The organism is Variovorax sp. HW608 (genome assembly GCF_900090195.1).
Taxonomy (GTDB): domain Bacteria; phylum Pseudomonadota; class Gammaproteobacteria; order Burkholderiales; family Burkholderiaceae_C; genus Variovorax.
Map to the genome: position 1 here is coordinate 313,950 of NZ_LT607803.1, position 11,667 is coordinate 325,616.

Consider the following 11,667-nt stretch of genomic DNA (forward strand, 5'->3'; position numbering starts at 1 on the left):
CGCAGGCCTTCGAGCATTGGCTGCGTGATCAGCGCGACTCGGGATTGCTGCGGCGCGATGGCTCGATCTCGGTCTATCAGGACATGTGGGCCGCTTTCTCGGCCTGGTGCCTGGCTCAGTCGCCGGTCGTGACCTTGTCATCCCTTGGTCTGGCTGATTTGCATGCCTTCCAGGCCGCTCGCTTCGGGCGCAAGACCTCCGATCTATCGCTCACGCCGCGTTATGCCCTGCGGCTGATGCGTCTCATTGATCGGGTTCTGCGCCACCACGCAGCACAGATCGATGCCGCGCCCAATCCGTCGGCCGCCGATTGGATCGCCTCCAACCCGATGGTGCGGTATGCGGATTCGGCGCAGGCCGATCCTCTGCCCGAGTACCTCTCGACGGCGGAAGCCAGGCAGCTCATCGCATTCCTCTCCGAAGCCCGGCCTCGGCCCGGCTCGCGCCGCGATGCCCGGGCGGCACTCACCTGGCAAGAGGTGCGCAATCGGGTCTCGGTGGCCTTGCAACTGGGTGTCGGCCTCACCCCCGGGGACGTGCGCGCCCTGACCCTGGACTCGCCTGTCTCGCAAGGCGGGCGGGTGCGCGAGCGGCCCTGGAAGCTCCACGTGCCGGGGGACGGCAATTCGCCGGCGCGGGAAGCGCCGGTGGCCCCATGGGCTGCTGAGCTGCTTCGGCATTGGCTTGTTGTGCGTTCCGAACTGGCCATTGCCGGGGCCTTCCTGTTTCCTTCTACGCGAACGGGCAAGCAGTGGCAGAAGCCATCGCAATACGAATGCGCCCGGCGCGTTCTCGAGGAAGCCGGCGTCGATTCGCAGGAAGGCGGCTCTTTCCGGTTGCGCCACACCTTCGCGATCAGGCAATTGCGCCGTGGCAGCCCTCCCGAGCAGGTCGCCAGGTGGCTCGGCATCGAGGCTGTGAAGATGAAACGCTATGAGCACGTGGTGCCCAGGCCGGTCGAAGTGGTCTGAGACGCCGCGGCAGTCTGGCCCCCCGTTCCGATGGGTCCGATCATCGGCTCGTCTCAGACCGTGACCTCCGATCGGTATTCGGGCAGTCGAGGTGCGCATTTCGAACCTGAGTCACAGTAGAAGACAAGGTTCGGCGGGGGGGCAGTTTGTCGTGTCGCCTCACAATCCCGCGCTTCCGGCCACAGACCGGGTTCACGGGCCAGCTTGTGCGCGAGCGCAGGAAGGTGCAGGGCCGCGAGTTCCGCTGCCTACGGGTGCTGTATTCGCTCAGGCGGCCTGGTGCTGCAGCGCCGGCAGCGAAGGTTCGCGCCAAGCGCATCTGCGGCGGCGAAGAGCTCCGGCACGCGCAGGAAGAAGCCATAGGCGGCCGCCATGGTGATCCGGCTTGTCTTCGCCGGATGGCGGCACCTGATGCGCGCGCTGTCAAAAGCGCGCACACTGGGCGACCCATGAAGCACAAAGCCGCACGCCAGGAGTACCTTTGCGCGATCGCCGAGTTCGAACGCGGGTGTCTCGAATTTTCCGAGGGCATGCAGAAGATCTCGGAAGAGCCGGCACGACCAGGCGAAGCGGCATCCCCAATGTCGCTCCTCCAGTTTGGGCCGCGCAAGTCAGCGAAGCGCGCACCGTGGCGAGGCGCAGACCCCGCGCAGTTGGCCAAGGCGCGGCGATAGCGCGGATCTACAGGCGCTGCCGTCATGCCGGCGAAGCAAGCCGACCCCCTGGAGAAATACTGGTCGAAGCGCGACTTCGGATTGACAACAGAGCCGCGCGGCCGCCGTGCCACCGTGCGTTCGAGGGCGCTGTCTTTCGTGATTCAGAAGCACGCCGCAACACGCCTGCACTACGACTTCCGCCTGGAACTCGATGGCGTGCTGCTCTCATGGGCCGTGCCGAAAGGACCGAGCTTCGATCCGACCGAAAAGCGCATGGCAATCCATGTCGAGGACCATCCGCTGTCCTATGGGTCATTCGAGGGGACGATTCCGCCGAAGCAGTACGGTGCGGGCAGCGTCATCGTCTGGGACAACGGCACCTGGGAGCCTGTCGGCGATCCTCACGAGGGCATGCAAAAGGGCAAGCTTCTTTTTCATCTGCACGGCCAGAAGCTCGCAGGCCTGTGGGAGCTCGTGAAGATCGCCAAAGGCGGCGAGCGGCAAGAGCCTTGGATCTTGTTCAAGAAGCGCGACTCGTTCGCCAGGCCGAGGGCGGAGTACGACGTCATCAGTGCTCTGCCTGACAGCGTCATCGCGAAGCCGTTGGCGCCTGCAGCGGCCGCCGGCGGCGCATCGTCGGCGGGGCGGCGCAAGAGCGGGGCACGGCAGTCCGCCGGCGACATGGTCGGCGCCGGCGCCGTGAAAGCGCCCTCCCCCCTCAAGCTGGACCCGCAGCTCGCGACGCTGGCCACCGGGGTGCCGACTGCGGGCCAATGGATCTACGAAATCAAGTTCGACGGCTATCGCCTGATGACCCGCATCGAGAACGGCAAGGCGAAGCTCCTGACCCGTGGAGGACACGATTGGACGGCCAAGATGCCGGACCTGAAGCGTGAGGCGGAACAGCTCGGCGTCGAGTCGGCGTGGCTGGATGGTGAGATCGTCGTGCTCGACGAACGTGGCGTGCCGAAATTCAACGCGCTGCAGAATGCCTTCGATCGAGGAACCGGCGCAGAGCGCATCATCTATTTCCTCTTCGATGCGCCCTACTTCGAGGGCTATGACCTGCGGGACGTGCCCCTGCGCGATCGCCGCCAACTGCTCGGCAAACTGCTCGCGGAGCGTGGCACCGACCGCCTGCGCTTGTCCCAAGCGTTCGAGGCAGATCCGGCATCGATCCTGAGCTCGGCATGCAGGATGGGTCTCGAAGGCGTGATGGCAAAGCGCGCCGACGCGCCCTATGCATCACGGCGCACGGAGACCTGGCTCAAGCTCAAATGCCAGCTACGGCAGGAATTCGTCATCGCTGGATACACGGACCGGACCGGCGGCCCCGCTCAAGTCGGAAGCCTGCTGCTCGGCGTGCACGACGCTGCCGGCGCGCTCGTGTCGGTCGGCAGCGTCGGGACTGGATGGGGCGCCAAAGAGGCCGCGGCGCTCAAGCAGCGGCTTTCGAAAATCGAGATCGACAGACCGCCCTTTGCCGCAGGTGCGGCCAAGCCCGGCAGGTGGTCGAAGCGCTCGCCAGGCAGTGAGCGATGGGTCCAGCCTATGTTGGTTGCCGAGGTGGCCTTCTCGGAATGGACGCCGGATGGCCAGATCCGGCATCCCTCATACGTCGCGCTGCGAGCGGACAAGCCCGCGGCCGCGATCGTGCGCGAAATAGCGAAGCAGATCGGCGCCGGGCCGATACGGACCGCGAAGGCCGCCGTCGGCGGCATCAAGGTGAGCCACGGTGATCGCGTCATCGATCCGAGTACCGGGCTCACGAAGCTGGATCTCGTGCGCTACTACGAATCGGTCGCAGACTGGATGCTTCCGCATCTGCAAGGGCGCCCTTGCGCGCTTGTACGTGGGCCTTCGGGCATTGCCGGGGAGCTCTTTTTCCAGAAGCACGATGAGAAGATCAGCATTCCCGGCATCCGAGAAATGGACCCGGCGCTGTGGCCAGGACATGCCGGCATGCTGGAGGTCCCGACTGCGCACGCCCTGGCCAGCGCTGCGCAGATGAACGTGATCGAGTTCCACACGTGGAATTCGACAGCGAGGGCGATCGACAACCCCGATCGCATCATTTTCGATCTTGATCCCGGCGAAGGTACATCGTGGCAGCACGTGCAGGATGCCGCGGTGCTGGTGCGCGTGCTGCTGAACGAGCTCGGACTCGAGGCCTGGCTGAAGACGAGCGGCGGCAAGGGCCTGCATGTCGTCGTGCCGATCGCGCCGCGGCTCGACTACGACACGGTCAAGGGCTTCTCGCAAGCCGTGGTGCAGCACCTCGCGCGCGCGATCCCGTCGCGCTTCGTGACGAAGAGCGGGCCCGCGAATCGCAAAGGCAAGCTCTTTGTCGACTACCTGCGCAACGGGTACGGCGCGACAACGGCAGCGGCTTTCTCTGCGCGTGCGCGGCCGGGCCTGGGCGTGTCGATGCCGGTGACGTGGGAGGACCTTGCGGAGCTCAAGAGCGGCGCGCATTGGACGATCGCGACCGCGCGAGAGCACCTGTCGTTTCAGACCATCAATCCGTGGGCGGCGTACTGGAAAAGGAAGCAGACGCTCAGCGGTGCGATGAAGAAGCTCGGCTATCCGGCTTGACCGGGTGCGTGGGGATCTTGCCTCCCATGGCCTCCGAAAGCTCGAAATTTGAGCACCGTAGTGCCAAGCCGCGCCGGCTATGGCTCCGATCGGTGCCGTCCTCGCTCAACCCACAATGTTATCCACAGAAAACAGGAGCATGTGTCGAGCAGACCGCAGTCTTCAGTCGACAAGACTGTCGTGAGGTGTAGCAGGAAAGTCCTCGCGAACGACCACACCGGGGCCAGCGGCGGTCTCGATCGCCCGCCAATTGCATTCACCACGTGGGATCGATCCTCCCCTGGTGGTCGGGCGCCGGAGGCGGTGCAAAGTCCGCTTGCACTCGGTCAATGTCGGGGACGCCGCGATATCGCAGCACCCGATCCCCGGCAGCCTCGAGCTGGGCATCGCGCATCTCATCGCCCGCCTCATTGCCGTCGTGGCTGCTGTCGTCCAGCACGGTCCCCGGCTTTGGGAGAATCCTTTCTACGTATGGCAGGAGGAAACATCGTGCTGGAAAAAATCCTAAAGCTGGACGGCGTGGGTCTGTTCGCGAACCCGCTCGCCAACGCGGTCGAACTCAAGCAGGCGACGCTCATCTACGCCGACAATGGGCGGGGCAAGTCGACACTGTCGGCGGTGATGCGTGCTTGCGCTGCTGCTGACGCCCAGGCCATGGCTGCGCGGGCGACGATTGGTGGTACAGGTGCGGCACGTGCCCAGTTCCGCTTCAAGCTGCCCACGGGCGGGACCAACGTCACGTTCGACGGTGGCGTTTGGGACGCCGCGATGCCGAGCTTGATGGTCTTCGACCAGGCGTTCATTGAACGCAACGTGTACGCCGGCGGCGAAGTCCAGGCCGACCATCACCAGTCCCTCCTCGACTTCGCCTTGGGCACCGCTGCCGTGGCGAAGAAGAAGGAGGTTGATGACGCTCACGAGGCCATGACGGCGGCGACAAAAGCTCGCAGCGTGGCGGAGGGCAAGCTCCAGGGCTACCGGGGCGCGATGTCGGTGACGGCCTTCCTGGCGCTGCCCGAAGAACCGCAGGCCGAAGAGAAGATTGCCGACTACGAGACGCGAATCGCAAACGCGAACTCGGCGACGACGCTTAGTCAGCGCGCTGCGTTGAAGCTGCTGACCTTGCCCAAGGTCGAGTTCAACGATTTCGAAGCCGTCCTCAAGAGCTCGTTCAAACAGATGCATGAAAACGCAGGTGCGTTGGTCAAGGCACACGTGCAGAGCCACGGCGGCTCGGATTCAGAGCGGTGGATTGGCGATGGTCAGCGTTTCCTCAAGAACGACAACTGCCCTTTCTGCGGCCAACCGACGAAGGGCCTGGACATCATCGAGGCCTACGGCACGTTCTTCAACGCGGCGTACAACGAGCACAACAGCCGCATCCAGGCGCTCCCGGGCCTGGCCCGTCGTTCGCTCAGCGACAGCACCATCGACTCCTGGGCCAGCGAGTTCCAGGCGAACGGCGACCGTGCGCAGGCATGGGTCGAGCAGCTGCAGCTCGACTGCCCTGCGCCCGACACCGCCGAATTGAAGGTCTTCGCTCAGAGAATCCGCGATTGCCTCGAGACGGCGGCCGACGCCAAGGCCAAGCAGCCGCTGGAGCCCTTGGACACGGGCATCCTCAAGCAGGCCATCAACGCCCGCGACACCATCCTTCAGGTGCTCGGCGAGTACAACGCCGCGGTCGAGGCTGCAAACACGAAGATTGCTGATTTCAAGAAGGGCCTGCAGGCCGAGAACAAGACTCAGCTGGAAGCGAGCTTGGCTCGAGTGCGGGCGCAGAAGGCCCGTCACGGCGCCGATGTGGTCGCCATCGTCGACGAACGAAAGCAAGCCGATGATCAGCGGAACAATCAGGAGAAGGCCAAGGCGACCGCGCGGGAAGAACTGGACAAGCTGATGTCGTCGATGCTGACGGAGTACGAGGGCGACATCAACAAGTGGCTAACTCACTTGCGCACGCCCTTCAAGGTCAGCAAGCTGAACTACAGCTACGTGGGCGGCCCTACGCCTCGCACGGAGTACGGCGTGCTGGTTCGCGAGAAGCACGTGGCCGCAGGAAAGGCTGCGGCGAATGCTCCGTCCTTCAGCACAGTCCTCTCTGACGGCGACAAGCGCAGCTTGGCGCTGGCGTTCTTCCTCGCGAAGGCCCTGCACGAGAAGAGCTGCGCCGGCAGCATCGTGGTGATGGATGACGTCTTCGCTTCGCTCGACAGCAACCGCCGCTCGCAGACCATCGCGGCGCTCTGTGAAGTGGCCAAGAAGTGCGCGCAGGTCATCGTCCTGGCGCACGACGCATTTTTCCTCTACGAGCTTGAGAAGGTCATGGCTGAGGAGAAGGTGCCCGAGGTCCTTTCACTGCAGATTCGCCGCGTGGGTGAGTTCTCTGAGCTGGCGCCAGCCGACTTTTCGATGATGTGCGAGTCGGACTACTACAAGCGCTACAGGACGACGTGGAACTACCTGTCGGGCGCCGCACCCGACGACCTCCTGCATGTGGCTCAGGCGCTGCGGGTCCTTGTCGAGGGAAATTTGCATCGGCGCTTCCCGGGGCTCATCCGTAATAGTCCGATCAGTGCCGTTGTCGCTGCCGACGGACCGGGTCTGCTGAGCGTCAGACGGGGACGTTGATGACGGGCTGGAGCAGCGCGAAGGCGACCCGCCAAGCGCGCCCGTCGGCATGGACGGTGGCCGTGCGCTGGTTGATGCGCGTGACCTGTCCAACGTGTCGCTGCAGGTTCTGGTCGACGAAGCTCACGCGCTGGCCGACATGGACGTTTTCGCGCCGCGAGACCTCTGGCGGTGGGCTGGGCTTTGATTGGGTTGGAGCCGCGCCTTGCTCTCCCTTCGGCGTCGCGGTCGGATCCGTGGTCATGATGGCCGCGTACGGCAAGCTGAACTGCTTGGCGCTGGCCTCGTCGAGTACCGTCACTCGATCGTTCTTCATGGACACGACCCTGACCTTGCGCCACTTGCCATCACCCCAGTCCAGGTAGTGGACCTGCTGGCCGAGATGCAATTGGCTGCGCGCCTGGACGATGCGCCGCGGGTCGGCCAGCAGTTGCTCGATCACCCAGCTGAGGTGGTACAGCTCGGCGCTGGTGGCCATGGGCAAGTCTTCGATCCGCGAGATGCTCAGCATGGGCGTCATTTTGCCCGGCGCGCCGGACTCAGGCGGCTTGAGCGAGGTCCTCGTGCCGGGCGGGGCGCGCCTGCTGGAGCTGCGGCGCCACGATCCAGGGCAGCAACTCGTCGATACGGTTGACTGGGTGGTCGGCGATGCGATCGAGCACGTGACGCAGATACGCCTGAGGGTCGATCCCGCTGAGCTTTGCCGTGCCGATCAAGGTGTAAATCACCGCTGCGCTGTGACCGCCAGTGTCCGATCCCAGATGCAAATAATTTTTTCTTCCGATCGCGACGCCTCGCAACGCACGCTCGGCGGCATTGTTATGTGCCTCGATCCGCCCGTCATCCAGGAAGCGCGTGAGTGCCGTCCAGTTGCCAAGCGTGTAGCCGATGGCCAGCGCCATGGGCGCTTTCGCCGAGAGCTGCGCCAAGGCGGTGTTCAGCCAGAGCTTCAGATCGTCGAGCATCGGGCGCGTACGCGCCTGCCGCACCCGCAGGCGCTCCTCAGGGGGCTTGCCATTGATCTCGGCCTCCACCTTGAAGAGCTTGCCGATGCGCAGCAGCGCCTGGTGCGCCAAGGTGCCGGCCAGCTTGTGCTGGCGTTCGTGGATGTCCCACACCTTACGGCGCGCGTGGCTCCAGCATGCAGCCTCGATGACCTGGCCGTTCTCGTAGAGTGGGTGATAGCCGGCGAAGGCGTCCGCTTGCAGGATGCCCCGGAAGCTCTCCAGATGGCGCACGGGATGTTCGCCCTTGCGGTTAGCCGAGTACTGGAACCAAACCGCAGGAGCGGCCGGCTCGCCACTAGGTCGATCATCGCGCACGTAGACCCACAGCCGCCCGGTGCGCGCCTGGCTGCCCTTGCCGCCGAGCACCCGGATGGGCGTGTCGTCGCCGTGAATCTTCCCGGCGCGTAGAACATACCGGCCCACCGCGTCGGCCAGAGGCGTCATCAAACGTGCGGCCTGGCCAACCCAATCCGTCAGCGTGGAGCGCGACAGCTCCACACCCTCGCGGGCATAGATCTGGCACAGCCGATACAGGGGTGTGTGGTCGGCGAACTTGCTCGTCAGCATGTGGGCGAGCAGGCCGCTGCCGGCCAGGCCGCGTGCAATGGGGCGGCTCGCGGCTGGCGCCTGCGAGATCGTACGGCAGCCGCCACAGGCCAGCTTGGGGCGAACATGCCGCACCACGTGGAAGGTGCCGGGTTCGTAATCGAGAACCTCCGAGACGTCCTGGCCAATCTCGCGCAGCCCACTGCCGCAGGTTTCGCACTTGCAACCGCCGGCTTCGCTGGGCATGTGCATCACGGTGCGCCGCGGCAGATGATCGGGCAGTCCACGCGCGGCGGCTTGCTGGCGGGCCTTGCGCTTGTCGCGAGCGTCCTGCAGCGAGCTGATGTTGGCCGTACCTTGCGCACCGTCCGCGGCGTTCTCGGTGTCGATCGCCGGAGCAGTTTCGAACGGCACGGGCGGCGATGCCTGCCCACCCACCAGTTCGAGTTGAGCGTGCTCGAGCTGCTCGCTGGAGCGGCCGTACTTCATGCGCCGCAGATAGGCCAGCTCAACCTTCAGCTTGTCGATGGTGAGCAGCGCGATCTTCAACGCCTCCTGCGAACGCAGCACCTCGCCGCTGAGGGCGGCGTTGCTGGCGAGCAGTTCTTCGGGAGTCACAGCATGACTGTGCCAGGCACACCCGGCACCACCAACGGGAGTTGCCCTGTCAACGTCGATGTGTCGGCTATGCCGCGGCGCGTGGCCGCCAGGTCCGTTCGGGGCGGCGCCAATCGATGCCCTCCAGCAGCATCGACAGCTGTGCCGCGCTCAGCGCGATCGAACCGGATTCGGCCTGCGGCCAGACGAAGCGGCCGCGCTCCAGCCGCCGGGCCAGCAGGTACATGCCGTCTCCATCGCTCCACAGCAGCTTGACCAGATCCCCGCGGCGGCCGCGGAAGACGAAGACGTGACCACCGTAAGGATCTTCAGTGAGCACGGTCTGCACTTTGACGGCGAGCGAGTCCATGCCGCAGCGCATGTCGGTGACCCCCGCGGCCAGCCAGATCCGGGTGCCCGCGCGTGGGCCGATCATGCCGATTGGCGCAGCGCGCGCAAGACGCTGCACAGACTGGCTTCGTCGACAGTACCGCGCAGGCGAAGGTGGGCTCCGGCGAGCTCCAGTTCGATGACGCCTGGACGCGACGAGCGATTCGTCGCCGGCGCCAACCCGGACGACTCCTGCGCGCCTTGCTCTGCGAGCATCTCCTCAGCGGGGCCAGCAAGCCGCACAGGCAACAACACCGCGGATTCCGCAGACCTGGCCACGGTCCCTGCGCGCGCGTGCTCGCGCCGCCAGGTGAACAACAAGTTGGCATTGATGCCATGCTCCCGCGCAACGGCCGATGCCGACGCCCCGGGTTGCATGCTCTGCTCGACGAGCTTGGCCTTGAACGCTCGATCGTGATGCCGCCGTCTCGGCTCCGCCTCACTCTTCATGATGTACATGCACTCCTGTTGATGGACACCTATTGGTGCGCCATTTCTTCAGGTCACATGCTGTCTGGCCTCGCCAAGTTAAACAAGAACGGCCTACGTCGGACTATTACGCTCATCCGGGAAGGCGTGACGATGGGGGTCATCATTGGACTTATCGAGGGCGCACCCGCCGGAAGCCCGCTCGAGCAGCTCAAGCCGCAAGTCAAAAACCTGCGGTCCTTCAACGAGTTCGCCAGCCTGTTCCACCATGACACCCAGGGCAAGATTCCGCGCTCGAGCGTGACAGATGGGGAGCTGCACCCGTTCGCGAAGCAGGCCATGGCGTTCGTCCACCTCGGCTCAATGAACTGACGGCCGCCGCCATGTTTGAGCAAGCGCGGCCTCGAGGCCCTCTCGCCCGGAAAGGCGAACAGGCTCCAGCCGCGGGTGATCTGTTCAAGAGATAACTGAAGAGGAGCGATCTGCCCTGGGGATTGTCGAAGCGGTGGAAGTCCTGGATCTCGGCCACTAGCGTGACGCGAACGAAAAGCCAATGGCGTCGCCAGGGTTCAACGTGACGCCATCGATGCCCGATCGCGAGGGAACGCCGTTGAGCAGGAACTCCCAATTGCGCGTTTATGCCGGCGAACCATGGTACGGAGATCGAGGGGCCTCCAGTGACCATCACCTGAGCTGTGCTGGCGTTGCTCATGCGCGTGACTCCTCGAAGTGACGGATTCAGCAGTATCTGGGCGAAAGTTAAGTATTCCGCATCCCCAATATTCCGGACGGCCGCTGATCTGAGCGACGCCGCGATCTACGGCGTCATCGAAGCCGCCCAAGCGCTGACGCCGCAGCTCGGCAAGAAGCGACTAGATTCTTGGCGAAGGTAATGGTCAGCACAGCGGGAAACTGGGGGAATTCGTCTGCATGATGGATTCCGTTGACGAACTGCACCACATCCGACACCGTCACCATCAGGTTCCGGGAAAACGTGATGTGCGCTGGCGTCGCCGTGAACTTCTCTTTACCCCGGGACAACAGCGATGTCAGGCCGTACTGTGCATCGACACCACTGGCAGGGCCCAGGCCCATCGCCGCGGAGGCGTGGCTGGCCAGTGAGTGACGGTTCGTCGGCTGGCAGTCGCGCCACACGCGCGCGAAATGCGAAACGATGAACCCACTGTCCATGCCGCCGCCAGGACGAAACTCGGAGCCACTGCGTGCCTGTAGCCCCCTGCTGGAACTGGCAATAAGGTCCGTGACATTGGTAGGCGCCGCCCCGGTCCCGACTAGGGCCATGAGGGCATCGGCTGCGGTAGGCGTTAAGCTCGCGACGGCCTGCAGGCGGTGACATAGGGCCTGCTCCAGTTCGAATAGGGCACTGTTGATGGCAGCTTGCGGAATGTCCGGAGAACCCAACGACAAGGTGATCGCGGCAAACACACTCTGCACGTTCGCAACCAGAATCTCGCCCGGCCATTGTGGAAACCAGTCCGGTAGCGGTACCGGCGAAGACAACTGCGGAATTTCCAACGGTCGCTTTGAAACGAGCACCAGGCTGAACCTTAGATGCTCGGCGACCAGTTCCCTAGCCCGGGGAGTGCACCATGTCTGGTTTTCCTGGATGGTCTGGCTCAAGTCGTCCGATACACCGTTGGCGTCATGAAAGCGATTCGGGGCGACTGCCGCGACCATGATCGGATGCCCGGCAAGGCGCGTGGCCAAGTCAGCGACCAGCTGTTGGCGCGAACTCGTCGCCTCAATCCAAAAGACTTCGATCTTTTGGGTCTGCTGCCTGTGAAACCGCAGGAGTGAATCGGCAATGGTGTCGGGGCTGAGCAT

Annotated in this window: 9 protein-coding genes; 4 read left to right on the forward strand and 5 right to left on the reverse strand. The window is 64.4% G+C overall.

All coding sequences use genetic code 11. From position 1 onward, the window contains the following. The first annotated feature begins 44 nt into the window (after nt 1-44). From VAR608DRAFT_RS01390 to VAR608DRAFT_RS01405, 3 genes are all read left to right on the forward strand, one after another. Entirely contained in the window at nt 45-971 is a 927-nt protein-coding gene (locus tag VAR608DRAFT_RS01390) for a tyrosine-type recombinase/integrase (RefSeq protein ID WP_231973116.1), read from the forward strand. Nucleotides 972-1,669: 698 nt separating this feature from the next. After that, nucleotides 1,670-4,222 (forward strand): DNA ligase D, encoded by a 2,553-nt coding sequence (gene ligD, locus VAR608DRAFT_RS01395; protein ID WP_088952440.1) that lies wholly within the window; start codon nt 1,670-1,672, stop codon nt 4,220-4,222. A 489-nt stretch (nt 4,223-4,711) separates the two neighbouring features. Next, nucleotides 4,712-6,853, forward strand: a complete 2,142-nt coding sequence (locus VAR608DRAFT_RS01405) for an AAA family ATPase (protein ID WP_157730541.1) — start codon at nt 4,712-4,714, stop codon at nt 6,851-6,853. Here the strand turns inward: VAR608DRAFT_RS01405 and VAR608DRAFT_RS01410 are convergent. From VAR608DRAFT_RS01410 to tnpA, 4 genes are all read right to left on the reverse strand, one after another. Then, on the reverse strand, nt 6,837-7,331 hold the full coding sequence (locus VAR608DRAFT_RS01410) for a hypothetical protein (RefSeq protein WP_231972906.1): 495 nt from the start codon (nt 7,329-7,331) through the stop codon (nt 6,837-6,839). The genes VAR608DRAFT_RS01405 and VAR608DRAFT_RS01410 overlap by 17 nt on opposite strands. A gap of 61 nt (nt 7,332-7,392) precedes the next feature. Then, nucleotides 7,393-9,024, reverse strand: a complete 1,632-nt coding sequence (gene tnpC / locus VAR608DRAFT_RS01415; protein WP_088952443.1) for an IS66 family transposase — start codon at nt 9,022-9,024, stop codon at nt 7,393-7,395. Nucleotides 9,025-9,091: 67 nt separating this feature from the next. Beyond that, on the reverse strand, nt 9,092-9,439 hold the full coding sequence (tnpB, locus tag VAR608DRAFT_RS01420) for an IS66 family insertion sequence element accessory protein TnpB (protein ID WP_088952444.1): 348 nt from the start codon (nt 9,437-9,439) through the stop codon (nt 9,092-9,094). Further along, a complete protein-coding gene (gene tnpA / locus VAR608DRAFT_RS01425; protein WP_088952445.1) occupies nt 9,436-9,852 on the reverse strand; it encodes an IS66-like element accessory protein TnpA in 417 nt (138 codons plus the stop codon). The genes tnpB and tnpA overlap by 4 nt, the downstream gene beginning before the upstream one ends. 12 nt (nt 9,853-9,864) lie before the next feature. Here tnpA and VAR608DRAFT_RS01430 point away from each other — a divergent pair, with 12 nt between their 5' ends. Next, entirely contained in the window at nt 9,865-10,194 is a 330-nt protein-coding gene (locus VAR608DRAFT_RS01430; RefSeq protein ID WP_157730542.1) for a hypothetical protein, read from the forward strand. A 453-nt stretch (nt 10,195-10,647) separates the two neighbouring features. Here VAR608DRAFT_RS01430 and VAR608DRAFT_RS01435 read toward each other — a convergent pair whose 3' ends face one another. Further along, a complete protein-coding gene (locus tag VAR608DRAFT_RS01435) occupies nt 10,648-11,667 on the reverse strand; it encodes a hypothetical protein (protein ID WP_088952447.1) in 1,020 nt (339 codons plus the stop codon).

What these genes read in the sequence shown, in the direction of transcription:
- ligD (WP_088952440.1), top strand. Translation starts at nt 1,670, where the DNA reads ATGCCGGCGAAGCAAGCCGACCCCCTGGAGAAATACTGGTCGAAGCGC.
- VAR608DRAFT_RS01410 (WP_231972906.1), bottom strand. Translation starts at nt 7,331, where the DNA reads ATGGCCACCAGCGCCGAGCTGTACCACCTCAGCTGGGTGATCGAGCAA.
- tnpB (WP_088952444.1), bottom strand. Translation starts at nt 9,439, where the DNA reads ATGATCGGCCCACGCGCGGGCACCCGGATCTGGCTGGCCGCGGGGGTC.
- tnpA (WP_088952445.1), bottom strand. Translation starts at nt 9,852, where the DNA reads ATGTACATCATGAAGAGTGAGGCGGAGCCGAGACGGCGGCATCACGAT.
- VAR608DRAFT_RS01430 (WP_157730542.1), top strand. Translation starts at nt 9,865, where the DNA reads ATGGACACCTATTGGTGCGCCATTTCTTCAGGTCACATGCTGTCTGGC.
- VAR608DRAFT_RS01435 (WP_088952447.1), bottom strand. Translation starts at nt 11,667, where the DNA reads ATGCTCAGCCCCGACACCATTGCCGATTCACTCCTGCGGTTTCACAGG.